General features: G+C 42.4%; 21 protein-coding genes. 6 read left to right on the top strand and 15 right to left on the bottom strand.

The window, feature by feature from the left end; translation table 11 throughout:
* The first annotated feature begins 135 nt into the window (after nt 1-135).
* Nucleotides 136-1,194 (top strand): glycosyltransferase family 4 protein, encoded by a 1,059-nt coding sequence (locus GNF10_RS13255; protein ID WP_185584908.1) that lies wholly within the window; start codon nt 136-138, stop codon nt 1,192-1,194.
* An 84-nt stretch (nt 1,195-1,278) separates the two neighbouring features.
* On the opposite strand, the gene GNF10_RS13250 is transcribed toward GNF10_RS13255, so the two are convergent.
* From GNF10_RS13250 to GNF10_RS13240, 3 genes are all read right to left on the bottom strand, one after another.
* A complete protein-coding gene (locus tag GNF10_RS13250; protein WP_185584907.1) occupies nt 1,279-1,938 on the bottom strand; it encodes a hypothetical protein in 660 nt (219 codons plus the stop codon).
* Between the two features lie 360 nt (nt 1,939-2,298).
* Nucleotides 2,299-5,565, bottom strand: a complete 3,267-nt coding sequence (locus GNF10_RS13245) for an efflux RND transporter permease subunit (RefSeq protein ID WP_185581678.1) — start codon at nt 5,563-5,565, stop codon at nt 2,299-2,301.
* A 54-nt stretch (nt 5,566-5,619) separates the two neighbouring features.
* Nucleotides 5,620-7,185 (bottom strand): efflux RND transporter periplasmic adaptor subunit, encoded by a 1,566-nt coding sequence (locus tag GNF10_RS13240; protein WP_260445817.1) that lies wholly within the window; start codon nt 7,183-7,185, stop codon nt 5,620-5,622.
* A 585-nt stretch (nt 7,186-7,770) separates the two neighbouring features.
* On the opposite strand from GNF10_RS13240, the gene GNF10_RS13235 reads away from it, so the two are divergent.
* Together GNF10_RS13235 and GNF10_RS13230 are read left to right on the top strand one after the other, a co-directional pair.
* Nucleotides 7,771-8,313: a phycobiliprotein lyase gene (locus GNF10_RS13235; protein ID WP_185581931.1), complete on the top strand. Its 543-nt coding sequence runs from the start codon at nt 7,771-7,773 to the stop codon at nt 8,311-8,313.
* A gap of 260 nt (nt 8,314-8,573) precedes the next feature.
* Nucleotides 8,574-8,903, top strand: coding sequence for an RNA-binding protein (locus GNF10_RS13230; RefSeq protein WP_012412081.1), 330 nt, complete (start codon nt 8,574-8,576; stop codon nt 8,901-8,903).
* 74 nt (nt 8,904-8,977) lie between these two features.
* Here the strand turns inward: GNF10_RS13230 and GNF10_RS13225 are convergent, their stop codons facing one another.
* From GNF10_RS13225 to GNF10_RS13210, 4 genes are all read right to left on the bottom strand, one after another.
* Nucleotides 8,978-9,238 (bottom strand): PIN domain-containing protein, encoded by a 261-nt coding sequence (locus GNF10_RS13225; protein WP_185581930.1) that lies wholly within the window; start codon nt 9,236-9,238, stop codon nt 8,978-8,980.
* Nucleotides 9,238-9,465 (bottom strand): hypothetical protein, encoded by a 228-nt coding sequence (locus GNF10_RS13220; protein WP_185581929.1) that lies wholly within the window; start codon nt 9,463-9,465, stop codon nt 9,238-9,240. The genes GNF10_RS13225 and GNF10_RS13220 overlap by 1 nt, the downstream gene beginning before the upstream one ends.
* A gap of 151 nt (nt 9,466-9,616) precedes the next feature.
* On the bottom strand, nt 9,617-11,329 hold the full coding sequence (locus GNF10_RS13215) for a diflavin flavoprotein (protein WP_185581928.1): 1,713 nt from the start codon (nt 11,327-11,329) through the stop codon (nt 9,617-9,619).
* 143 nt (nt 11,330-11,472) lie between these two features.
* Nucleotides 11,473-13,197 (bottom strand): diflavin flavoprotein, encoded by a 1,725-nt coding sequence (locus tag GNF10_RS13210; RefSeq protein ID WP_185581927.1) that lies wholly within the window; start codon nt 13,195-13,197, stop codon nt 11,473-11,475.
* A 109-nt stretch (nt 13,198-13,306) separates the two neighbouring features.
* Here GNF10_RS13210 and GNF10_RS13205 point away from each other — a divergent pair, with 109 nt between their 5' ends.
* Complete coding sequence (locus GNF10_RS13205) at nt 13,307-14,116, top strand: pantothenate kinase (protein ID WP_185581926.1); 810 nt, start codon at nt 13,307-13,309, stop codon at nt 14,114-14,116.
* 133 nt (nt 14,117-14,249) lie between these two features.
* Here the strand turns inward: GNF10_RS13205 and GNF10_RS13200 are convergent, their stop codons facing one another.
* Together GNF10_RS13200 and GNF10_RS13195 are read right to left on the bottom strand one after the other, a co-directional pair.
* The gene (locus GNF10_RS13200; RefSeq protein WP_185581925.1) at nt 14,250-15,062 is read right to left on the bottom strand and encodes an alpha/beta fold hydrolase; all 813 of its coding nucleotides are present in this window, start codon (nt 15,060-15,062) and stop codon (nt 14,250-14,252) included.
* A 248-nt stretch (nt 15,063-15,310) separates the two neighbouring features.
* A complete protein-coding gene (locus GNF10_RS13195; RefSeq protein WP_114084487.1) occupies nt 15,311-15,805 on the bottom strand; it encodes an NUDIX hydrolase in 495 nt (164 codons plus the stop codon).
* Nucleotides 15,806-16,251: 446 nt separating this feature from the next.
* On the opposite strand from GNF10_RS13195, the gene GNF10_RS13190 reads away from it, so the two are divergent.
* Nucleotides 16,252-16,860 (top strand): PEP-CTERM sorting domain-containing protein, encoded by a 609-nt coding sequence (locus tag GNF10_RS13190; RefSeq protein ID WP_185580948.1) that lies wholly within the window; start codon nt 16,252-16,254, stop codon nt 16,858-16,860.
* A 536-nt stretch (nt 16,861-17,396) separates the two neighbouring features.
* Nucleotides 17,397-17,564: a hypothetical protein gene (locus GNF10_RS13185; RefSeq protein WP_012412073.1), complete on the top strand. Its 168-nt coding sequence runs from the start codon at nt 17,397-17,399 to the stop codon at nt 17,562-17,564.
* A gap of 152 nt (nt 17,565-17,716) precedes the next feature.
* Here GNF10_RS13185 and argH read toward each other — a convergent pair whose 3' ends face one another.
* The 6 genes from argH to ispF all read right to left on the bottom strand — a co-directional run bounded on the left by argH (nt 17,717) and on the right by ispF (nt 24,602).
* Nucleotides 17,717-19,102, bottom strand: a complete 1,386-nt coding sequence (gene argH / locus GNF10_RS13180; RefSeq protein ID WP_185580949.1) for an argininosuccinate lyase — start codon at nt 19,100-19,102, stop codon at nt 17,717-17,719.
* 105 nt (nt 19,103-19,207) lie between these two features.
* Entirely contained in the window at nt 19,208-19,414 is a 207-nt protein-coding gene (locus GNF10_RS13175) for a hypothetical protein (RefSeq protein ID WP_185580950.1), read from the bottom strand.
* Nucleotides 19,415-19,520: 106 nt separating this feature from the next.
* Nucleotides 19,521-20,309: a nickel pincer cofactor biosynthesis protein LarB gene (gene larB / locus GNF10_RS13170; protein ID WP_185580951.1), complete on the bottom strand. Its 789-nt coding sequence runs from the start codon at nt 20,307-20,309 to the stop codon at nt 19,521-19,523.
* 112 nt (nt 20,310-20,421) lie between these two features.
* Entirely contained in the window at nt 20,422-22,215 is a 1,794-nt protein-coding gene (locus GNF10_RS13165; protein ID WP_185580952.1) for an ABC transporter substrate-binding protein, read from the bottom strand.
* Between the two features lie 99 nt (nt 22,216-22,314).
* Nucleotides 22,315-24,114 (bottom strand): ABC transporter substrate-binding protein, encoded by a 1,800-nt coding sequence (locus GNF10_RS13160; protein WP_185580953.1) that lies wholly within the window; start codon nt 24,112-24,114, stop codon nt 22,315-22,317.
* A 5-nt stretch (nt 24,115-24,119) separates the two neighbouring features.
* Nucleotides 24,120-24,602, bottom strand: coding sequence for a 2-C-methyl-D-erythritol 2,4-cyclodiphosphate synthase (ispF, locus tag GNF10_RS13155; RefSeq protein WP_185580954.1), 483 nt, complete (start codon nt 24,600-24,602; stop codon nt 24,120-24,122).
* Nucleotides 24,603-24,651: the final 49 nt, after the last annotated feature.

Genomic DNA, 24,651 nt, shown 5'->3' with positions numbered 1-24,651 from the left:
GAAGCGCTCTTAGTCAGTAGCAAGTGGTCAATTTTATGCACTACTAATTACTCTTGAGTCGTCGCTGAAGGCATCAATAATTATGTTGATTTACTCCCAGTTACTTGTCTTGATTTTATACATATCTCACAGTTTATGCGAATTATACATATTTTGAATCACGTTCAAGAAATAGGTAACGGTATTGTGAATGTGGCAGTGGATCTAGCTTGTTTACAGGCCAAATCTGGTTATGAGGTAGCAGTTATTTCTGCTGGTGGTGAATATGAGAAATTACTAAATATTAATGGTGTCAAACACTACCAACTAGACCAAACTAGAAAACCGATCAGTATTCTCAAAGCGGCTGTGCGTTACCGGGCGATCTCAGCAGAATTTCAGCCGGATATCGTTCATGCTCACATGATGACGGGTGTAATTCTAGCACGTATTTTTCAAGGAAATAAATATACTTTAGTCTCCACAGTCCACAACGAATTTCAGCGTTCCAGTCTGCTGATGGGTTTAGCTGACAGAGTAATTGCTGTCAGCAAGGCGGTGCGGGATTCTATGGCAAAACGCGGTATCCCAGAAAACAAGTTGCGCGTAGTATGCAATGGAACTTTGGGCAGCCCCCGCACCCGGCAAATACAAGATTATCAACCATTAGGGTTACAACGTCCAGCGATCGCTACTGTAGCGGGAATGTATCAACGCAAAGGTATCGCTGAGTTAATCGCTGCCTTTGAACAAATTGCCCCAGATTTTCCCCAAGCACACCTTTATTTGGTAGGAAATGGCCCTGATAAACACCTATTTGAGGCACAAGCACAAGCAACTTCTGTAAAAGAACGGATTCATTTTGAAGGCTTCCAGCCGCAACCTCAACGCTACCTGATATCTTGTGACATATTTGTGTTGGCTTCTCATCGCGATCCTTGCCCTCTAGTACTTTCGGAAGCTAGGGAAGCTGGAACTGCGATCGTTGGTACTGAAGTAGATGGGATTCCTGAAGCTTTGGATAATGGGCAAGCAGGTCTTTTAGTGCCAGCAAAAGATAGTAATGCTTTGGCTGGGGTTTTAGTGCAATTACTGAGTAATACCGATATGTTGCATGAATGGAAAAATCGGGCAAATCAAAACCTACAGTGGTTAAGTGTTGCCCGCGTTCATCAGGAAACATTGGCAGTCTATCGTGAGTTAATTACAGGTTAAAGGGAATTGGGAATGGGGAATTGATTATTCCTCTTGTTCCCTCATACCCAGTCCCCAGTCACTGAGGATGATAGAAAAAAAGCGTTAATAGTGTTGCGATCGCTTTAATTTTAAAGCTACACCTAAAGCACCAAGGGCTAATACACCCAAAACATTAGTTGATTCAGGAACGGCGGTGTAATAAGATGCGACTCTAATAGGCCCATCTTTATCTGTTTGCTCTGCTGGTATTGGTGGAATGATTCCAGCACCGGGTGCTAGATTTGGTAGGGTAGCGAAGGGATTGTAAAACAGGCTTCCGTTTCGGATTACGCCACCCCTAAAAGTGATAGTGCTGCCACTGATGGTAATGTCTGTAAAAATATCCTTTAGATCGGGGTTATTAGACAAACCAATCTTTCCATCTCCATTTACATCTCCCCACTCTACAGGCTCATTATCAAATGCTGGAGTCGAATCGGGATTAGTATAGGACAGCGTTTTTAAATCAAAGACTAAGCTTTCGATATCGTATCCGGTGTTATTTAGAAAGTTATTAGCTACATCTGGCACACCATATTCTATTACTTGTCCTGGTTGAAAATCTGTAAGGATTCTTGGCTTTTTCGTGTTGAATATATCTTTATTCACTTCCGTCACAATAGGTTCTACCAAGATAACGGCTCTCGCTGGTGTCAAAGACAAAAAACTAATTCCTGCTGCTCCTAGAAGAGACAAGGCTATTTTGGTTACGGTTGTAGTCATATTTCTGTCCTCTTCATATTGATTGAGAGAATGCTATATTGCGTGAGTTAAATCAAACAGCAAAACCTCACTTTTGAACTGCTATCTATTTGCTAGATAAATAGCGGTTAATGTGTGCCTGCTCAGTGAGTTTACATATACTCGTATGTTGATTTATAAAGCAATTCTTGTAATGCTTTATCACAATAACTAGTAATTTCACGCAATCTTTATCAAAAATCTAAATTAGAACTTATTGATTGACAAATTAGACAATGTGTGAAATTTAAATACAAAAATCTCTGCAACACAATAAATAGTAGTGGCATACATCTGTATGCCACTACCGAAATATTTAGTTTTATGTAACTTATATGCTCATTAGCTTATAAGTTTTTTGGTAAACCCATGCAACCTGCTTAACACTGGCTTCGCCCAATTTCCACCCATCAAATCGTGTAACAGAGTATAAAAGCAGGGAATGATAAACAGTGTCAGCACTGTTGCCAAAGATAAACCCGAAAACACTACTACACCTAATGGTTGGAGAAATTCTGAACCTTCCCCAATTCCTAATGCTAGGGGAAACATACCTAAAACAGTGGTAATAGTTGTCATTAATATCGGTCTTAGGCGTTGAGGTGCAGCTTTCAAAATGGCAGTTTTCCGGTCAACTTTTTCCCGTTCTAGAATTTGATTGGCCAATTCCACCATAATGATGGCGTTATTGACCACAATACCCACCAGCAAAACTGCACCGACAATCACTGTCGCCCCAATTGCAGTTTTGGTAATGTAAAGCCCGAAAATTCCCCCAGCTAATGCCAAGGGAATTGTAAACATAATTACTAGCGGGTCAATAAGGGAATTGTATTGCACCGCCATCACTACAAAGACTAGAAAGGCAGCTAATCCACCTAAAAGTTGCAATGAACTTTGTAGCTGCTGATTAGATTCAGAGGCTGCACTGGGTAAGATGGTAATTCCTTCAGGTAAATCTATACTATTTAGTACCGTACTCACCTGTTCTAGGGCACTACTAAGGCTAGCTCCCTCAGTTAAGTTGCCAGCAATTAATAAAACCTGACGCTGATTAATTCGTTGAACTTCTCCAGGCGCTTGAGCTTCGGCAATTTTGGCAACATCGCTCAAGCGGACTTGGCGATTGTTATCCACAAATAAAGGCAACCTTTCTAATTGAGAAGGTAATTGCACTGATGCTTCATTCAACTTTACTCGGACATCAACTAAACGGTTGCCGCGTTGTAACTGAGTTGGTATGCTGCCTTCGATCGCAGTTTGAATTGTCTGCCCTATTTGTGTAGCAGTTAGCCCTAAAGCTGAAACCCTTTCCCAGTCAGGAAGAATCTGAATTTCTGGTTGGCGATCGTCTGCATCGGGACGAAATCTCGCTAAGGTAGCTTGTTCTTCTAAAGCTGCTAGTACTTGACGACCAGCTTCTTCTAAATTATCTACGTTATTTCCCTGAATTATCACGTCAACATCAGCATTACGGACAGGAGAATTGCTGAGAATCAAACCCCGCACTTGACCGGGGGTAAGGCGCAGGCGAATTCCTGCTAAATTTAGCTTGTTTAACTCTTGGGTAACTCGTTCTACATAAGCTTGCACATTAGTACCCGTTTTCAGGGTAATATTACTGGAAGCTCGTAGGGCATTAGCATTAGTAGTGTTGCCAAAGAGAGAGCCACCAATTGTAGAAAAAACATATTCCGTTTCTGGCTGCTTGCGGATAATCTCATCTACCGCAACCATTACTTTTTGGTTGGTTTCTAAAGGTGTACCGGGAGGAAACTGAGCATTTAAGTTAGCTTGTCCGGTGTTGATGCGGGGGAGAATTTCTTGGGGAATTTGGGGAGCCATCCACAAACTACCGCCGCCGAAAAGGATAATAACGATCGCTACTGTAACCAACCGCCAGCGTAATATTCCAGTTAAAAAACTGCTATATACCCTCGTAGAAGCATCGAAACGGTTATTAAACTCCCGCAACAGCCAAAAATTGCTCAACCCGCTAGAAAACTTCCATGCCAACATCCGAGAGGCGAACATCGGTACAACGGTTACGGCAATTAAAATTGAAGCCGCTACGGAAAAAGTGATGGTAAGAATTAACTCATTGAATAGTAGTGCAATAAAACCACCAATGAGCAAAAATGGCAAAACCGCCACCAAGTTCGTACTAGTGGAAGCAACCAAAGCTGATTCTACTTCTTGGCTACTTTTTTCTGCTTGAGAAATTAGTTGCTGGGAATTCAAGCGGCTTTTATTATCCTTACCGGGAGTCATCCCAGCACCCTCGGCAATATTCTCCAACATCACGATGGAGTTATCGACCACAATACCTACACCCAGCGCTAGACCACCCAAACTAAAAACGTTGAGAGATAAACCAAATAGCCCCATTAAGATGATGGCAGCTAGACTTGCTAGGGGTATGGCGAGGACGATGATGAAAGTTTGCCGCAGAGAACCAAGAAATAACAGAACTGCGATCGCTGCTAGTGCAGTACCAATCAATCCAGAACTGGTAACATTGGAGATGGAGTTGCGAATAAACCGTGACTCATCCAAGGTTGGTGTCAGAACCGTCCCTTCAGGAATTAGACCGGACTTCCGAAGTTCTTCCAAGCGTTTTTTCACACCCTCGACAACGTTGATGGTATTAGCATCTGGCTGCTTTTGGATACTGACTTTTACAGCTTGTTGTCCGTTGAGTAAGACGTACACCCTCTGCTGTTCTGAGCCATCAATCACTTCGGCAAAGTCGCGCAAATAGACGCGGCGCTTGGGAGTAGTGGAAGCGGGGAGAGATGAGAAAGTGGAGGAAGTAGAAGAAGTGGAAGAAGTTGGGGAAGAGACTTCAAAAGAAAGATTGCTGATTTCATTGGCATTTTGGAACCGCCCGACGGTACGGGTTAATGGTTCAGCATTCTGCCCTAAAATCCGACCGCCAGAGATATCTAGGTTGCGATCTCTGAGTTCATCTAGGATATCGGTCAAACCTACACCCAAAGCTTGCAACCGATCTAAATCTATATTGACCCTAACTTCTTCTAGAACTCCGCCCGATATGTCTACCCCTGCAACTCCAGGAACAACACTCAGTTCGCGGGCTAATTCTTCTTCAGCAAAAACGCGCAAATCCACGCCTTCGAGGGAGGGTGAAGTTAATGCTAATTCGTAAACGGGTAACTGGGAAGGATCGACTTTAAATAATCGTGGTTCTTCGATGGTTTCAGGTAATGTGCTTCTAGCTCTGTTAAAGGCAGCCGTAGCATCGTTTAAAGCTTGGTCAATATTGCCACCTGGCTGAAAATACAGATCCAAATTTATCTGTCCCTCACGAGTTTGGGAAAAAATTTGAATCACGCCTTCGGTAGCACTAAAGGCTTCTTCTAGTGGTCTTGTGACTTCATCAACTGCTACCTCTGGGGATATTCCAGGCGCTTGTATTCGCACACCAATCCGAGGATAGGTAATTGATGGTAGTAAATCTACTGGTAACTTGGCGACAAAAAAGACACCCATTACTATTACTGCCAGCGTTAGCATCAGTGTGCCGATGTGTTGGCGGATTGATATGGCACTGATACTAAATCCGCCACCGTTTTTTACTTGCTGCATGACTGTGGTCTGACTCCAATTACAAATACAAAATAAAAACTCAAAACGTCATTTTTAATTTTGAATTTTTAATTTTGAATTCCCCGTAGGGGCTGCCTCTGCTGTTTCAGAAATAATCGATAAACGTACAGCGTCTCCATCTTTTAAGGGTTGACCACTGCGAACAACATAGCGTTCTCCCGATCGCAAGCCAGATAAAATTTCCACTTTGCCATCGGCTCTTTTTCCTAATGTCACAGCACGCGCTGCCACTTTCGTGCCGTCTGTTTCTCTCACCACAAATAGCGTCCCAGCAGGGTTTTCTGCCCCGGCGGTATTAGCTGCATTGGACTGGGGAGACTTACCTGTAGTCTTGGAGTTGTTTCTCCTTGCTTGTTTTTGAATAGCTGTTTGCGGTACGACTACACGCTGTTGAGTCTGGTTTTCAAAGTTGACTCGTGCCAGCAGCCCACTGCCAATCTTGCCTTGAGCGTTGGGAATCACTACCTCTACAGGTATTAAGCGAGCCGTAGCATCGGCAGCTGGAGAAATCCGCGTAACTCTCCCAATTAATGTTTCCTTGGGAAAGGCATCTAAGCGCACTTGTACAGACTGTCCAACCTGAATTTGTGCCAGTTCTAATTCAGAAACTTGCACAACGACTTTGACACGGTTAAAATCGCCAATTTTTACGACTTCATTACCTGCTTGCAGAAGATTGCCTGGTTCTGTCACTTTTTCTGTAACTATGCCGGTGATGGGAGATGTCAGCCGAGCGTAAGACCTGCGTTCTTTCGTTTGGGCAACCAATGCTTGCTGGGCCAAAACTCTACCTTCGGCGGCGGCGACGGCTTGCTGTTCTGTACGGACTTGCTCTTGGGCTGCCCGCAGTGCCTGTGCTGCTGTTTTGGCCTGGGTGCGTGCTTGTTGGGCAGTTTGTTCAGCGATCGCTCCGGCTTTAAACAACCTCTGTTGCCGTTCTGAATCTGCCTGAGCTTGCACTACTTCTAACCGTGCCCTTTCAACATCAGCACGGGCATTGCTTACCTGATTGTTTGCCCTGGCTACTTCTGATTTCAGGGCTGCTAATTCTGCTTCTGCTTGCTTTAATTCAGTCGAAAGTATGGCATCATCTAACTGCCCAACGTTTTGCCCAAGTTTAACTCTATCGCCCACATCAAGGTTCAAGGCTAACAAGCGACCTTCTACCTGCGATCGCAGTGATACGATGCGGAAGGGTGTTGTATTACCTGTGTATTCTAGTTGTTTTTGCAGTAACTCAGTTCGAGCGATCGCCACATCTACAGGTGTTACCCGACTTCGTTCCTTATTACCAGGACTCTGAGATTGTGCATCTGCTGATTCTTTGGGCAACGAACCGCAACTCGCCGTCAGCAATCCTATAGCTACAAAACAGGAAATTAATAAACTTCTTGCAGAAATGGAGGAAAAAAAGGAATTTTCGCCTTTAGCTTTGCCACCTGTTGCACAAGTACTGTTTGCAAGAAGTCTACTTTTGAAATCTGCGGTCGCCACCTCACTTTTCACAACTGAATCTAACTGGATAATTATTAGTTGGTTAGCGACTACGGGATCTTTCATTTTCACCTGTTTGTGCGGCTTATTTTTTTCCAAAATCATCTGTTTTTCTCCTATTGGGGAGCTTTTGGGGTTAAACAGCCGTGTTTTACCAAGTAATTTTGAGAGATATTATTAACAAAAAACGGCGAGAATGAAGAATAAGCTGTATGACAGTAATTTTTGATTCAAAAACTACTGTTTTCCCACAAAAGTCCAAAACTTCTCACCGTTCTACTTCTTACGCAGAGGTAGATAATCTTCTTGCAGTTAACAAATTATAAACTTTAGTATAAATATTTGTCATTTTTCTGGAATCTACCCAGAGGAGAAACCTGGCTTTTTCCAAAGATATGAAGCTTTTTTGCTGAATATCATAATTTGGGCAGTATTACAATAATTACCCTTTTTTTTACCTACTCTATTTATTCTACTATAACTAGCAGGTATTACAGGTATTTACTATTTTATTAAGAATATTAAAGATTTATTGCTTAATTGTGTCTATAATGTAGTGGAAAACACTATTTCTTCTTAACCCCCTTGCGTAATATGGCAAGAAATAGGGCGACAAGTACCACAGCAACAACAGGTAAGAATGAACTTTTTTACCAGAAATATATTTGTATTAGGTGAGGAAGGTAAGGCGTGACATCTCTGTTTAAAACTGCACAAACCACTGATGAATCCCAGATTTCCGAATTTTTCCAGGAATCAACAGGTAAATGGCGATCGCAACGGCGCTACTACACCCTACCGAAGGGAGAAACTAAAGAGATTGAGAGTATAGTTACGATCAATTTTTTAGAGCAGGGCTGTGATGAATTGCAAAACCTAGCTCAGATGCACGATTTGCCTGATACAAAGAGTTTAATCTGTGGTGCAGCAGTTGTCTGGGAAAGTACGGATGTGCTAAATGCCAAGAAAGAATCGCAAGGTTCGACAATATTTGGAGTGATGGGAAGTACTTTGTATCGCGATCGCGGTTTTGCCATATCCAAACCAGTCACCGCCCAGTATTATTTCTCCAACCCGAAAACAATGTGTTTGCGAACTGAATACAACGGTTCAGTGTTTGAAGAAGAGTTAAAGCTAATTGGCAGTAAATACCGCACCAGACAGACTATTATCTCTCGTGCTGGTGAACAGTTGATGATTGGTCAATATTTAGAAAATAGAATAGAGAGTTAGTTTATCGGGTGCGGCTGGCTATAGCCTCACCCCTTTTGGAAATACCTAGCACCTAGCTATCAACTTGCAATATAACTTTTTATAACAGTTTTTCAAACTTTCCCCCAGAAAGTTAGTCGCTATGTAAGAATGGGAAGTGAAATGAGAATTAATTCGGCGACAGTGTTTGATTTTAGTATTGACAGGCTTTTCCCTTTTGGTATTACAGACTTCTCTCCGAAATCTAAATCTCTACAAACTTATGATTTTGGAGACATTTGATGTCAATTTACGTTGGTAACCTCTCCTATGAAGTTACACAAGATGCGCTGAGTACTGTTTTTGCAGAATATGGTTCTGTAAAGCGCGTTCAGCTACCTACTGACCGTGAAACAGGCCGTTTACGCGGTTTTGCTTTCGTGGAAATGAGTTCAGAAGACGAAGAAACCAAAGCCATTGAATCCCTTGATGGTGCTGAATGGATGGGTCGTGACCTTAAAGTGAATAAGGCTAAGCCCAGAGAAGACAGAGGTGGCGGTGGTTCTTTCGGTGGTAATCGTGGCGGTGGTGGCGGTGGCTACAACCGTGGTGGTGGCGGTGGTCGCTACTAAAGATTAGGCGAAAATTATTTAGTTTAATCTAGAAAAGGCTCAGGCAGAAATGCTTGAGCCTTTTTTATTCCAGTTCAGTTAGCCATAAAAACCCCACGATCCACCGCACAAATTTCCATCAATGCCAACAATTGAGTCACTGCTGCAATCGCAACTTCAGCACTCTTACTCTGTCGTCCAACTAAATAATGCACATCCGTAACCGTTGTGGCCGACATAAACCCTTCAACTTGTCCCGATTCAACCGTCTCCAGCAAAAAAGCAGCATCCGCCAAAAAAGGTTCACGCGCTAGCAAAGCATCTAGCAGAACGTTCGTATCAAATAAAACTCGCATTACAGATACTTTTGCACCAACCGCTCATCTAGCATTGCTTTCACTTCTTCATCTGTAGGTGGCAATGTGTTAGTCCTGGCAATACCGATTAAATTCGCAGCTAAACCTTTCGGCTTTGAAGTTGGCTGAAGTTTTGGTTGGAGCGATCGCATTAATGTATTGATTAACTGCCAACGATCCTCGGCAGATAATCTCAGTGCTTGATCTTCAAGTTCACGTAACATCATGGCAATAAAAATCAAACCACTAGTGCTGTGTAATTTCCAGCCTTAAAACAAAAAAATCAAAGCACTCCACCCATAACCCCTTCCCGTAAGCGAGAAGGGAAACAATTGTACTAGTAAAAATAGGCTGGGGTCGGAAATTGGCGATGATTGATTAATAATAAGTTGCCGACTTGCGATGATGCACGGCTGTGATGCCATCATTATCTAACAATTTGCCATTCTCGACAGTGGCATAAACTAGCCAATGGTCGCCAGATTCCATCCGGTTTTGTACAGAACATTCCAGATATGCCAAGGCATCTGTAAGTATAGGAGAACCGTTTTCAGCTTCTTGGGCGGCGACATCGGCAAATCTATCTTGTCCAGGGCCAAAGGGTTTGAGAAAGTGCTTCATCAACCCCAAATGATTCCCTTCTTTAAGAATATTGAGGACAAATTTGTTTCCTGTATGGGTCAGTGTTTCTACTGCCCGTTCTTTAGCGACGGCTATGGTTAAACCTGGCGGATTAAAGCTAGCTTGAGCTACCCAAGAGGCTAACATGGCACTTGATCTATCGCCTTCTTTGGCAGTCAGAACGCACAAAGAACCAACAATACGACCAACTGCTTGTTCTACAGTAGTAGAAGGTTGACTTGGCGATCGTACTTTTCTAGCTTTCTTCAGTGCTTGGGCAAAGTCGGTTCCGGCTTCTTCACACAATTGTAAGGTGGCATCGTCAGGTTTAAATTTCACGCGGATGGTGTCAAAACCAAACCGATAACCAGCATCTTTTAATTTACCTTCAATTAAATCAACTGCTTCCCCACTCCAGCCAAAGGAACCAAAAACACCAGCGAGTTTATTATTAGTCGCGGTGGATAGCACAATTCCTAAAGCTGTTTGCACCGGTGTGGGTGCATGACCGCCGAGAGTTGGAGAACCCATAATGAAACCACCGGCTTTTTCTACAGCCGCCCGAATTTCTTCTGGTTCAGTAAATTCGCAGTTAATCGATTCTACAGCGACACCAGCTTTGGTAATGCCACGAGCGATCGCTTGGGCTAAGGTTGCTGTATTTCCATAAGCTGATGCATAAATTAACGCTACTGTCAAGTCAGCAGAAGTTTGCTGTTGACTCCATTCTCGATAAGATTTGGTCAGGTCGATTAAGCCATAGCGTACTAAAGGCCCGTGTCCATTGGCATACATTCTCACGGGGAAATCGGCTAGTTTATCCAGCGCTGTTTCTACTTGACGGGCATGGGGAGCCATGAGGCAATCAAAATAATAGCGCCGATCTTCGTTATAGACTTCCCAGCCTTCATCAAATACCTGATCTCCACAAACATGCGCTCCAAATAACTTATCTGTGTAGAGAATTTCTGTTTGCGGATCGTAGGTGCAAAGTTGATCTGCATAGCGAGGGTTAGGGGTGGGAATAAATTGTAAATTATGCCCGTTACCCAAATCTAGGGTTTCTTCACCACGCATAACGAGAATTTGTAAATCTGGATTTTCCAGCGCCGCACGTAAATTTCTTGCCCCTGGATTAGAACAAACAAAAGTGATTTGTGGAGCAATTGCTAACAAAGCTTTTAAAGTTGCAGCGCGGTTAGGGTTGACGTGTCCCAAAATTACATAATCTAAGTCTTCGAGATGGAAACGCTGCTGTAAGGCTTCTAAATAAATTTCTGTAAACGTTTCCCCTGGAGGGTCAATGATGGCATTTTTATCGCTTTCAATTAAATAAGAATTAGCAGTTGTACCCTTGGCAAGGGCATATTCAATTTCAAATCTGAGCCTTGACCAACTGCGCGATCGCAGTATTCTTGTATCTGTAGCTATGGGATAAACTTGAACATCACGAGGTTTATTTTTTGACATGGCTTTATTGGGCATTGGGCACTTGTACTGAGTTTCGACTGCGCTCAACTACCGCGAAGCCGAAGTATTGGGCATGGGGCATGGGGCATTGGGCATTGGTTATTAATTATTCTCTCTGCTCCTCTGCTCCCCTGCTCCCCTTATTAATAGTGATTTCCGACTTTGCGGTGATGCACAGCAGTTAAAGCATCGGGTTTAGAAACTCGTCCGGCGTAGACGGTGCTGTATACTGCCCAATGGTCGCCGCAATCCATTCTACTGACGACTTCGCACTCCATGTACGCGAGGGCATCGTTGAGGATGGGGGCACCATTTTCGGCTGGCTGGGTTCTTACTCCTTCAAAGCGATCAGCACCAGGGGCGAACCGTTTCAAAAAGTGCTTCATGAGTGGCTGGAAATTGCCTTCTTCTAAAACGTTGAGAACAAAGCGATCGCCTACTTGCATGAGTGATTCAATTGCCCGATCTTTGGCTACTGCAATGGAAAATCCCAAGGGTTTGAAGCTAGCTTGATTCACCCACGAAGCTAACATCGCACTAGATACATCGCCTTTTTTGGCAGTGATGATATACAGTCCGCCGCTAAGTCTACCTAATGCTTTATCTAAGTCAGCACCAAGGGATTTCATCGCTTTGATGCTGCGATCGCGTGTTACCCATTGAGCTAAGTCTGTACCCGCTTCTTCACACAACTTATAGGTATTTTCTGTAGGCGCTTCTTTAATCCGAATCGCTGGAAAAACTGTTATTAAGCCCAAATTACGGAATTTACTCAGCAAAGGATCTATCGGCTCATCATCGCCACCGCCAGTTTCAAACACACCGATAGCTTGCTTTTCTTTGGCAGATCCTAAAACTGTGCTGAGTGCAGATTGGATACTCGCAGCACCAGAAGCCGGAGGTAGACCAACAATTAGCCCTGCACAACGGCTAACTAGTTCCCGCAGTTCTTGTAAATCGACTTCAGATCCCAAATCGACAATTTCCACGGCGACACCGGTTTTACCGATGCCGTTGGCAATTGCTTGCGCGAGGCGATCGCTATATCCGTATTCGGAAACGTAAAATATCCCAATCACCGTTTCTGGTTTGGTTTGGGTTTGACTCCAAGTGCGGTAACGTCCAACTAGTTCCTCAACGTTGTGAGATAATAATGGCCCGTGTCCTGTGGCAATCATATTGATGGTTTTTAGTTCTCCCATCCGCTTCAGGGCAGACAAAACTGAGCGGGCATTCGGCCCCATCAAGCAATCGTAGTAATAGTGAAAGTCTTCTTCGATCGCCGCCAAGTCTTCATCAAAGGTGCTATCTGAGCAATAGTGCAGCCCAAAAGCGTCGCAGGTATAGAGAGTTTTGGTTTTGTGGTCGAAGCTAAAAATGGTATCCGGCCAATGTAAATTGGGGGCAATTACGAATTCAAATTCATGCCCGTTGCCCAAATCTAAGCGATCGCCATTTTTCACAATCCGCCGCTTAAATGGCTGATGTACGAAATCTTCAAGAAACTGAATCGCCACTTTAGAACCGACAACGGTAATTTCTGGAGCCATAAGCAGCAAATCTTTAACTAAACCGCTATGGTCTGGCTCGGTGTGGCTGATAATTAGATAATCAATATCTGTTGGTTTGATTAGTCCGGTGAGCGTATCAAAGTATAGTTGACGAAACTTTTCGTGGGAGGTATCAACTAAAGCTGTCTGCTCCCCACGGATAAGAAACGAGTTATAAGTAGTACCGTTTTGCAGACCAAACTCAATATCGAAGCGATCGCGATCCCAGTCTAAAGAGCGAATTGCCGTCGTCTCTTGACCGATCTCTACAGTCTGTATGGTGAGCCGTTTTTCAGTTTTTTCGGTGAGCGCTACCATAACTCCCTCCTTGACACAATGAGTATTTGTTCCTCTTCTTTTATTGTGACACGTGATGAATGTTAATTTTTATTAAAAAATCTATGGCTGACTTAAAAAAGTTAAAAGTGTGAAACCGCAGACGCACAGAGAGGAAATTTGGCTAGCGTTGGAAATTGGGAACTCTCGGCTACATTGGGCGTTGTTTGTTGGCGAGACGCTTTACTCAGCGTGGGATACTGACTATCTTCCTGAGTCTGTCATACAACAGTTGGCTGAATGTCAAACCCTGAATGATTTACTAGAGAAAATTTTTCCCGAATTTAAATCTCTAACAAACACTCTCCCCCTCTGCCCTCTCTTAATCGCCTCCGTAGTTCCAGGTCAAACTGCTATTTGGCAAACTTACCCAAATACTCATGTTATTACATTAGACAAAGTACCGCTAAAAGGTATTTATTCCACACTAGGAATTGACCGCGCTTTAGCTTTGTGGGGGGCGGGAAAAATTTGGGGTTTTCCAATGTTGGTGATTGATGCTGGGACAGCACTAACTTTTACGGCTGCGGATGCTAATGAGTGTCTAGTTGGAGGTGCAATTTTGCCGGGATTAGGTTTGCAATTTGCAACTCTCGGTCAAAAAACAGGACAATTACCATTAGTAGAAATGCCAAATTTTCCATCTCTACCACCACGTTTTGCCATCAACACTATAGAGGCTATTCAGAGTGGAGTAGTTTATACAATATTAGCTGGAATTAAAGAATTTATTGAGGCGTGGTTGCAATTATCTCCTGATGGCAAAATTGCGATTAAAGGGGGAGATCGCAGTTTATTACTAAACTATCTACAAGCCTTGTATCCTGAAATTACAGCACGTTTGCTTGTAGAACCCAATTTAATTTTTTGGGGAATGCGGGAAATAGTAATGGGTGATTAAGGCAACTGACCAAATTAAGTATTTCGCAGAGCCAAAAAATGAAAATTTCGGTTTTAAGACCTAGCCATTATATTGCTCCTGACGTTTATTTAATTAATATAAATAAACCTTCTTTTAGGGATATCTGTAATTACTAATTTCCTTGAATAAACTCCCGAATTTCAAGTGCTACAACCCCAGCACAAGATTCTGGTAAATCATTTCCGGCATGGGAAATCATTTTCAACTCAACTTTCGGCATCAGTTGAGCATAAACCCGACTTTTGGCTAAAGCATCTGGTGTATCTTGCCCACCTTGTAAAATAAAAACCGGCACATCTATCATATAAAGCCGCTTTTGCACTAATTCCGCTTCAATTTCTATCTGTCGCCGTTTGAAAAGTAACTGGCAACCTCTAGGATAAGGCAATAGCGACTGACGCAGCTGCAAGTCTTGGGCAATTTTCTCATGCCAACCCAGGATTTTAGTTAAGGGAGTTAGCGATCGCAACAATTTAACTATTAGTGGTGGATAATTCAATAATCGCCGCATCTTCCGGCAATACTCTTCCTGTCCTGCTATCTCTACACCCTCTGGTGCAAGCAATACCAAACCATCGATTTTCTCAGGATACTTTAAAGCATAACTAGCAGCAATCCAACCCCCAAGAGAATGTCCTACTAAATATACTTTTTCTAGCTTGACAGCTTGCAAAAATTCAGCTAAACACTCTACTTGCAAATCTATTGAATGGTGGATATTAGGATTTTCTGACTCACCAAACCCTAACAAATCAGGTGCAAAACAATGAAAATCTTGTGCAAGTGACTCCATCACAGATAACCATTGACTGCTTTCATTCCAAGCACCATGTAAAAAAATTATAGGAGTTTTTTGACCGACTTCACGCCAGAATACAAGCCCTTGAGAGAGCTTTATCCGGGAGTTACGGAATAGTGTATTCATTTTAATTTAGTAGTTAACTTTTAGCACCATAATAAATAGTCATTTGTCATTAGTCATTTGTCATTAGTTTTGGGAAAATTATAAACAGAGAAGTCTGAACCGTTAGCGTAGCATCTCGTAAAGCCTGCGGCATAGCTACGCCTAGGGCGCAGCCTCTCGTAGAGAAGCTTCCTTAAATCAGAACTTTGGAGGCAAATGAAAAATGACAAAGGACAAATGACCAATGACTAATAACAAAATATTTATTGTTATGCCAGTGTTGTCAAGCCATTTAAGTAGTCTTGCAACTGCCTAGTATGGTCGTGAGACATCTGTCCTGAAGGTAGCAAATTGGGAGAAAAAGCTTGGATTTCCATGACTTCCAAAGTATCTTGAATCTCCATTGTCCCATGCACCTCGGCTTCAACCGCAATACAAATTGAATGGATTCTGGGGTCGCGGTCTGGTGCAGAGTAAACTCCTACCAAACGGTTGATTTTCACCAATTCTAGCCCGGTTTCTTCGATCAATTCCCGGCGGACTGTATTGGGAATATCTTCTCCCCAATCCACCATGCCTCCAGGCAATGCCCAAAGACCATCATCACGTCGTCGGATCAGTACTATCCGACCATCAGGTAAAATTGGGATGATACTAGTACCAGTAATGGGATGACGAAATATAATACCCAATACTGTTTGTCCAATACGCCATAAGCTACGTGTGGACTGGACAGCTGCCGGAAAAAAAGCAATAACGTTCAATCTTCAAAATTGATATGTTGTATTCTATATTTCTCTACCACTTACATAAACTCAACTCATAAAAATTCGTCGAGTTTTGTTTTATACAAAAATGTTTGTGGTTTGAGATTTTATTCTCACGATTTACGTAGAATATCATTAATCTTAACATTAACTTTCAATAGAAGCACTGTATTTATATATACATACCATTTGTTAAGTTAGAAAACTTTTCAGTTTACAAATAACATTAGCTTTGCTCAAACCAGCTATCATTAATATTTTTTCAAGGCACCTTCAAAAAATTAATCTGAATAAGTATGTCTAAATTCTGAATTTTGAAGAGGCAATTAAGTGGTATTGGAGATTGCCACCAAATTCTTGCTAATTAAGCTTAATATACAAAAATCCTTTACAAAAACCGCGATCGCCTTTGGTGTGCTAAAAGCGATCGCACAAACAACCCAATGAAAAATCTAGCTCTACTATCTGCCATAGCCCTCACCACCATATCTGGATTGGTTTTCGGTACAATGCAAACCGCCTCTGCTTTAACTTGGAATTGGAATTATTCTGGTACTGATATAGAGGCAATTGGTACTTTTACTACTGATAACACCCCTGACGATTTGGGTTTTTATCAGATTTTAGGAATTACAGGTACACGAAATGGTGAAACGATTACTGGTCTGCAACCTGTAGGCACTCCAATACCAGGAAACGAACCTTTTAATGTTGACAATTTAATTAGTCTTAATACTCAGCAATTAACAGGTGATGGTTTTGGTTATTCTACATCGGGGGGAAACTATTCTAGTCCATTTTTCGCTAGTTTTTTGCCAACGCCAAGTTATTTAGAAGTTTTTTCTGTTCCACCACTGACACCAGGTTTTGAAAATTTGGGGACGGAAGATAGTGAGTTACCCATCAGTTTTTCTGCAAGCATAATCACTGTCCCTGAACCCACCTCTATCCTTAGCTTATTTGCCCTCGTCGCTACTATTGGTGTCCCTTCAGTACTCAAACGTAATAAGCAATCTAAATTAACTGATAATAAGCTTGAAAAAGTTTCCTAAAACCATCAATAGAAGGCTTTGTTGCATGAATAGGGAAAACGGTCAATTTGGCTTGTACCTATTGCATTTGCTTTGAATGAAGTTGAAAGCAATGTATTTATTTGAGGTCTAGCGAATACTGAATTTTATTAGTAGGATAGCTTCCAATACTGCTTTGTTAATGGGAAAATGGGAAATAAAAAACCTTTAACCCAAGCCCAGTTATCTTTTACCTCAGCCAAATTCTTTGTGTAAAAAGTCTGACTCCGAGCAGTCTTGAGATAGCTTCTTCATTGGTTTGTTGCAAGAACAACTAGTTAGCTAATTTACATATTCTTGATGTATTTGCATCTAATAAAATGTATTTTTTGTCTAGCTGGTGGGGATAATTCTAAATTGTTATTGACAAAATAAGGTAAAACGCGGTAGACTAGTACACTGTTTAAAGCGTATTGATTGCTGCACTAGGCTACAAGTATATCAATAACATTGGTAGCTAATATTGCCTACGTGATGCCTAGTTGCTACTCTTTTGTTGTTTATTTAATGAGGTGAACATGGCCAAGCGCCGTAACCCGAAAAAAGAAAAGGCGCTACGGAACCAGGCGTATGCCAGAAAGTTTCGTAAACGAACTACGACAGGAAGAATGCAGAGAAGGTTCCAACAAAGACCACCCAAGAGTGAAGAAGAAGAAGGCGCAGCAACAGCAGCTGACACTGACTAAGCTGTCTGCTTAAATCCTTTTTATATAGATTATTTATTGTTTAGGGCGTACAAATGTACGCCCTTATTTATTTTTGGGTATTGGGCATTGGGCATGGGGCATTGGTCAATAATAAATAGTTCTTCTTCCCCTGCTCTCTACTTCCCATTCCCCTATTGATCCATTTGAGCGCGAGCCGCTATGAGTGCTTTACTAACCTGTACAAAGCCAGTACCACCGTGACTGTTGCGGGCTGCTACAACTTGACGGGGGGATATCGCCTCATAAATATCTGCTGCAAATGCCGGATGTAGTTGTTGCCACTCTGCCAATTCCAAATCTTTTAGGAGTTTACCTGCGGCAATACTAGTTTTTACCACCTTACCCACAAGGTTGTAAGCTTCCCGGAAAGGAACGCCCCGTGCTGCCAGATAATCTGCTACATCGGTAGCATTAGAAAAATCTTCGGTTACGGCTTCCGCTAGACGCTGGGTACGAAATTCTAAGCCTTCTCTGAGCAAAATCGTCATTGCTTCTAGAGATGCTTTAACTGTGTTAACACTATCAAATAGTCCTTCTTTATCTTCTTGTAGGTCTTTGTTATATGCCAGAGGTAGCCCTTTCATAATCACCAGCATTGCCTGGAGATGACCAAATACACGCCCTGTTTTCCCCCGCACGAGTTCCGGTACATCGGGGTTTTTCTTTTGGGGCATGATACTGGAACCTGTGGCACAGCTATCTTTGAGGGTGACAAAACGGAATTCTTCAGATGACCAAAGAATGACTTCTTCGGCAAGGCGGCTGAGGTGAACCATAATCAAGCTAGCAGCACACAAGAATTCGATCGCAAAATCGCGATCGCTCACTCCATCGAGGCTGTTAGCATAAATATTGTCAAAATCCAATAGTTTGGCTGTGTAGTGGCGATCGATGGGGAAAGTAGTTCCTGCTAAAGCACCACACCCCAAAGGTGAGATATTGACACGGTGAGAAACATCTCCTAAGCGTTCCCAGTCGCGTTGCGCCATTTGAAAGTATGCCAAGAGGTGGTGAGCTAAACTCACTGGTTGAGCGCGTTGGAGATGGGTATAGCCTGGGATCAAAGTTTCAACGTGCTTTTCAGCTATATCTAATAGAACACCTTGAAATTTTCGCAATTCGCTTTTAATTTGCTGGATTTGGTCGCGGAGGTAGAGTCTAGTATCAGTACCAACTTGGTCATTACGCGATCGCGCTGTATGCAGTTTTTTACCCACATCGCCGACAATTTCTGTCAGTCGCTTTTCAACTGCAAAATGTACATCTTCTGCATCAACACCAGGCTGAAATCTACCTTGGCGGTACTCTTGGCGGATTTGTTCTAAACCTGCAACCAGTTGCTCACCTTCTTCTGAGGAGATAATGCCCGTGTGAGCTAGCATTTTGGCATGGGCTTGAGAACCAGTCAGATCGTATTCTATTAATTCAATATCAAAACCTATACTGGCATTAAAACGAGCGATCGCTGGATGCAACGCTGATTCAAACCTCTGGCTCCAAGTTTGTTCTTTGGTCATAAATATCAAGAGGGTGGGGGAGAATTAAGAGTTAAGAGTGAGCAGTTATGAGTTTTTAACTCCTATAACTTCTCACTCCTCACTTTCAACTCCTAACTTTTAAATTTAACCGTAGCTAGTTAAATTCCGAATCATATAGCCAATGACTAAACCAATCAACAATGCCCACACTTGACCTGTTTGTATAAAGTGGCTCCAAGATTTTTGAATCTGACCCATCAAGTCTGGATCGGTAATTGTTTGTGCTAAGGCTGTCAAATTTACAGGCAAATGCCAAAGTAGCTGAGATGTCAAATCGCTGAGATGGCTCATATTTGGTGATTAAGAGGTTGGGGGTGGCAAATTTCAGATCAGTTTATTTTTCAGATAAATTACTGATAACGTACTGAAATATTGCGTGTAACTTTAAAGTCTTAACTCAAGATTCAGCGGATGCCAACCGCAATTTCTCGGCAGTTCGCAAAATTTGCCCCGCCAAAACTGCTGCACCAAAACCATTATCGATATTTACTACACCTACTCCCGCAGCACAAGAGTTAAGCATTGTCAATAAAGGTGCTAACCCGCCAAAACTCGCACCATAGCCAATGCTGGTAGGTACGGCAATTACAGGACAACTCGCTAAACCAGCGACAACGCTGGGTAAAGCGCCTTCCATCCCCGCTACGACAATCAACACCGATGCTGACTCAATCAGGTGGCGATTACTTAATAAGCGGTGAATCCCAGCAACGCCAACATCCCAGAGGCGCTGTACCCGGAAACCAGAAAGTTCCGCAGTGACAGCAGCTTCTTCAGCAACGGCTAAATCGGCAGTACCAGCAGAAAGAATGCCAATTTCACCCGCAAATTGTGGTTCGATGGTAGGGGGAGCGATCGCACAAATTCGCGCCGAATCATAATATCGCAAGCCGTTAACTTTGGATTGCAGTGCGGTATTAACTGTCGGTTCAATGCGAGTCGCCATCACCACCGGATTGCGGAGGCGCATTACTTCGATAATTTGAGCAATTTGGTCTGGAGTTTTACCAGGGCCCCAAATCACCTCTGGGAAACCGGTTCTTAGCTGGCGATGATGGTCAATTTTGGCAAACTCACCTACAGATTCATAAGTTAAGTCTTTGAGTGAGTCTAATGCCGTATCTGGGGTAACTTCACCATTGGCAACCGCTTCGAGTAGCGATCTCAAGGTTTTTTCATTGGTCATGGGTTATTTGTCCTTTGTCATTTGTCATTTGTCCTTTGTGAATAACCAATGCCCAATACTTCGGCTTCGCGGTAGTTGAGCGCAGTCGAAACTCAGTACAAGTGCCCAATGTCTAATCGGTTACTTTCAGTTCGTAGAGGTTCCAAAATGGGCCACCAAGAGCAGTATATTGAATTCCTTGGAAGCGATCGCGCACAGCTTGCAGATTCAACCTTTCCACTAAATGAATAAACGGCAACTGTTCTGAGGCGATGCGCTGATATTCATAATAAATTTCCTTGCGCTTGTTTTCATCTAATACCTGTGCGCCTTTAATGTAAAGGCTGTCAATTTCCTTTTCCCAGTCGGAAACTTCCCAGCCAGTTATGGGTGGATCTCCCGGTTGTGGCCCCAAATTAAATGCGTGGGATGCACCCGCAGTTCTCCAGATATTGCTAGCGCTGTGGGGTTCAATACCGCCTCCAGCAAATCCTCCCAGGTAACAATCCCAATTCTGCGTAACTTTGAGTTTTTCTAGATAAGAATTGAAGCTGAGAATTTGCAAATCTACTTGAATCCCAATATTAGCGAGATCCCGTCTGATTTGAGATGCCATATCTCCTCTAACTTTTCTTTCCGAATTAGTTAAGACTGTAAATCTGACTCTGTTACCATCAGCATCCAAAAGCTGATTTTGAGCATTATATTTGAACCCAGCTTCTAACAGTAATTTCTTGGATTTATCTGGTTCGTAATTATATACCTTTAACCCTTTTTCTGGAGGCAGAAAGTAGGGACTTTTGACATAAACAAATGAGTTTTGCAGTTCACCCAGTCCCCGAAAAGCATTTATTTTCATCGTTTCGCGGTCGAGTGCATAGGCTATAGCCTGTCTGAATTCCTTTTTATTAAACCACCTAGATTTAATTGGGTCTACAAAAGGTTTACCCTGAGAATTTTTAGCTTTACTAAGATTGAAAGCAATAAAAGTCGTACTTGTATCTGGCCCACCATTATAAATTTCAAACTTTGCCCGTTTTTCTTCTCGCTTCAGCAAACTAAAACCTTCAGGAGGAACTTCTAAATCATCTAACTGCCCAGAGCGAAAACTAATCAACTGGTTTTCAGTAGATTCAATAATTTGCCAAACAATACGCTCAATATAAGGCTGAGGATTACCCTGAGCATCTTTGCGCCAGTAATATGGATTACGCCGAAATATAACTCGCTGACTGGAAACGTAACTTTCCATAATATATTGGCCATTACCAACAATTTCTTTAGGATCAGTGCCTGTTCCCCACATCGAGAGAAACTTAGAATTCCCATCAGATCCAATTGTGCGAACTGCTTTTTGTAGAGCATGAGCTGGCATAATTGGGATGCCACCTACATATCTTAAAAAAGGAGCAAATGGTTCTAGTATGGTGAATTCAACTCTACGCTCATCGATTTTTTTCACCTTTGGCAAAGTGCCCTTGTCACCAATTCTTAAAGCATCTTTGGTGGAGGTAGGAATTTTGGGGTTGAGGTAGATTTCGTTGTAAGTAAAGACAACATCATCAGCAGTCATTGGCTGACCATCTGACCACTTAATTCCTTCTCGCAGGGTGATTACAATCCTCTGACCATCTTCAGAAACTTCCCAGGCTTCTGCTAAAGCAGGTTCTAGTTTTGTGGTTAGGGGATTCTCATTAATCAATGAGTCATAGATGAAGCCAAAAACGCTATATGCTGACTCATTTAAAGCATAGTTAAAAGTTGAAGGCTCACTCAAAACTGCGGTAACGAGTTGCGGTACTTGAGCCGCTGCGCTTTTAAAGTTCGCTGGGTTGCAGGCGGTAAGTGTAAGTGCTGTTGCTGAAGCCAGAATTATTGGCAACCAAAAACGCTTAATTGCCAGAAATATTTTTCTAAAAAATTTCATACTTTGAATACACAAATAGTTCTTCAACCCAGCTACAGGTCTTATAGGTGTTTAAGCGAACCTGATATGATGAAGTTGAGCCTTGATAATACATGGAAATTAACTAGTTTTTTTATCTTCTACTACTTTTAGTTCATAAATATTCCAATTGTAACTTCCTATCGCTGAGTATTTTACGTTCTCAATGGTATTACGCACGGCGACTAAAGCCAGCGAATTGAATAGATGAATAAAAGGCAGATACTCTTGTGATAGTTGTTGGGTTTCTGCATAGATAGCCTTACGTTTTGTTTCATCGAATTCTCTTGCCCCTTGAATATAGAGGTCTTCAATTTTCTGCTCCCAATCAGTAGCTTTCCAACCTACTGTTGGGGACTGTCCGGCTTGAGCTTTCTGGTTAAATACATGAAAGTTACCATCTACAGACCAGACATTAAAACCATCTTGCGGCTCAATACCACCAGTGATAGCTCCATACCAACATTCCCAATCTAGGGTGTTAGAAATTTTTTCTCCAATAATACTGAAGTCAAGAAATTGTAAATCAACTTTAATGCCTATCTTGCCAAGATCCTGTTGAATTTTCGGTGTAATTGTTGGTCTATTACCAGCAACAGCCATCATTGTGAAGCGAACTCGATTACCATCCGCGTCTAAAAGTTGACCTTTCTCATCATATTTAAATCCTGCTCCCAATAAAATTTGTTTAGCTTTTTCGGGATTGTAGTCATAAGTTTTTAAACCTTCTGTTGGAGACAAATAATAGGGACTGGGAACAGAAATTGGAGAGTCTTGTGGTTCACCCAATCCCCGCAAAGTGTTGTTGATCATCGTTTGGCGATCGATAGCGTAGGCGACAGCCTGTCTAAAAGCAACGTTGTTAAAAATGCGGGACTTAATGGGATCTACAACAGGCTTGCCATTGCGACTACCTTTGTTGAGATTGAAAGTTATAAAACTTGTCCCAGAGTCAGGCCCAGCATTTTTAATAGTAAAGTTACCCTGCTTTTCTTGACGCTTGAGCAATTGAAAATTTCCAGGGCCAATTTCTAGTAAATCTAACCCTCCAGAACGAAATTGCAGCAAAGCTGTATCAGGCGATTCCACAATTTGCCAAATTACACGCTCAATATATGGCAGTGGTTTTCCTTGTGCATCTTTTTTGCGCCAGTAGTAAGGATTGCGCCGAAATGTTAAGCGTTGATTGGTTGAATAACTCTCGATTGCGTAAGGGCCATTAACAATAATTTTTTTCGGATCTGTGTCGGTTCCCCAAGTGGACATAAACACTGGCTTACCGTCAGAGTTTTTTGCTTCCACTGCTGCACGCAGGGCGTGTTCTGGTAGTATTCCTACCCCTGCTGCAATCGATCGCAAAAAAGGAGCAAACGGTTCTGGCAGAATAAATTCTACTCGGCGTTCATCGACTTTGCGGACTTTGAGAAAAGTTTTACTGCTCCCAATTCGGAGAGCATCTTGGATATAAGTGGGAATGCGCTTGTTCATGTAGATGTCATTAAAAGAGAAAATGACATCATCGGCTGTTAATGGCTGACCATCCGACCACTTCAATCCTTCTCGCAAGGTAAAGACAAACCGCAGTTTGTCTGGGGAAAGTTCCCAAGATTCAGCCAAAGCTGGCTCAATTTCTTTAGTTATTCCGTTTTGAGTTGCTAATGCTTCATAAGTGAAACCAGAAATATTGGGAGATTCTTGGATGAGGGCGTAGTTAAAGGTTTTAGGGTCACTCGTAGTAGAAACAACTAACTGTGGAACTTGTGCAGATGCGGTTTTAAAGTTAGATGGATTGCATGCGGTAACTGTAATTGCTGTTGCCGAAGCCAGAATTATTGGTAAGCAAAAACGCTTAATTATGTGAAAGATTGTCGAATATTTCATAATTTTTATTCTTTCAAAAGCAAGACAACAGCATAAGCAGATATACCTTCCTCACGTCCAACAGGGCCTAATTTTTCGTTAGTGGTAGCTTTGATGCCAATTTGATTTGGTTCTAATTCTAAAATCGCCGCTAGTTTGTCGCGCATATTGTTAATATGCGGCTTTAATTTGGGACGTTCTGCTACTATCACCGAGTCAATATTTCCTATCTGCCAGCCTTGATCCCGAATCAGTTGATGTACTTGAGTTAATAGTACTAAACTATCTGCTCCCGCCCATTTGGGATCGCTTGGCGGAAAATAATGACCAATATCTCCCAAAGATAATGCCCCAAGCATGGCATCCATAATTGCGTGCGTTAATACATCAGCGTCACTGTGTCCTAATAAACCCAGTTCATGGGGAATTTGAATTCCACCCAAAATCAAAGCGCGATCGCTCACTAATCGATGGATATCGTAGCCGTTACCAATACGAATTTTTGTCATTTGTCATTTGTCAGAAATTATTATTCTTCCCCTGCTCCCCCTGCTCCCC

Origin of the sequence: Nostoc sp. UCD121, from assembly GCF_014222285.1 — a bacterium.
Classification (GTDB): Bacteria; Cyanobacteriota; Cyanobacteriia; order Cyanobacteriales; family Nostocaceae; genus Nostoc.
Note: the sequence above shows the minus strand (reverse complement) of the source record. Positions and strands in the feature narration are given on the sequence as shown.

Excerpts from the sequence above, each read along its gene's own strand:
- larB (WP_185580951.1), bottom strand. The coding sequence starts at position 20,309 with ATGACCAATGAAAAAACCTTGAGATCGCTACTCGAAGCGGTTGCCAAT.
- ispF (WP_185580954.1), bottom strand. The coding sequence starts at position 24,602 with ATGACAAAAATTCGTATTGGTAACGGCTACGATATCCATCGATTAGTG.
- GNF10_RS13220 (WP_185581929.1), bottom strand. The coding sequence starts at position 9,465 with ATGATGTTACGTGAACTTGAAGATCAAGCACTGAGATTATCTGCCGAG.
- GNF10_RS13250 (WP_185584907.1), bottom strand. The coding sequence starts at position 1,938 with ATGACTACAACCGTAACCAAAATAGCCTTGTCTCTTCTAGGAGCAGCA.
- GNF10_RS13175 (WP_185580950.1), bottom strand. The coding sequence starts at position 19,414 with ATGAGCCATCTCAGCGATTTGACATCTCAGCTACTTTGGCATTTGCCT.
- GNF10_RS13160 (WP_185580953.1), bottom strand. The coding sequence starts at position 24,114 with ATGAAATATTCGACAATCTTTCACATAATTAAGCGTTTTTGCTTACCA.
- GNF10_RS13255 (WP_185584908.1), top strand. The coding sequence starts at position 136 with ATGCGAATTATACATATTTTGAATCACGTTCAAGAAATAGGTAACGGT.
- GNF10_RS13185 (WP_012412073.1), top strand. The coding sequence starts at position 17,397 with ATGGCCAAGCGCCGTAACCCGAAAAAAGAAAAGGCGCTACGGAACCAG.
- GNF10_RS13230 (WP_012412081.1), top strand. The coding sequence starts at position 8,574 with ATGTCAATTTACGTTGGTAACCTCTCCTATGAAGTTACACAAGATGCG.
- GNF10_RS13190 (WP_185580948.1), top strand. The coding sequence starts at position 16,252 with ATGAAAAATCTAGCTCTACTATCTGCCATAGCCCTCACCACCATATCT.
- GNF10_RS13245 (WP_185581678.1), bottom strand. The coding sequence starts at position 5,565 with ATGCAGCAAGTAAAAAACGGTGGCGGATTTAGTATCAGTGCCATATCA.
- GNF10_RS13165 (WP_185580952.1), bottom strand. The coding sequence starts at position 22,215 with ATGAAATTTTTTAGAAAAATATTTCTGGCAATTAAGCGTTTTTGGTTG.
- GNF10_RS13210 (WP_185581927.1), bottom strand. The coding sequence starts at position 13,197 with ATGGTAGCGCTCACCGAAAAAACTGAAAAACGGCTCACCATACAGACT.
- GNF10_RS13225 (WP_185581930.1), bottom strand. The coding sequence starts at position 9,238 with ATGCGAGTTTTATTTGATACGAACGTTCTGCTAGATGCTTTGCTAGCG.
- GNF10_RS13200 (WP_185581925.1), bottom strand. The coding sequence starts at position 15,062 with ATGAATACACTATTCCGTAACTCCCGGATAAAGCTCTCTCAAGGGCTT.
- GNF10_RS13215 (WP_185581928.1), bottom strand. The coding sequence starts at position 11,329 with ATGTCAAAAAATAAACCTCGTGATGTTCAAGTTTATCCCATAGCTACA.
- GNF10_RS13240 (WP_260445817.1), bottom strand. The coding sequence starts at position 7,185 with ATGATTTTGGAAAAAAATAAGCCGCACAAACAGGTGAAAATGAAAGAT.
- argH (WP_185580949.1), bottom strand. The coding sequence starts at position 19,102 with ATGACCAAAGAACAAACTTGGAGCCAGAGGTTTGAATCAGCGTTGCAT.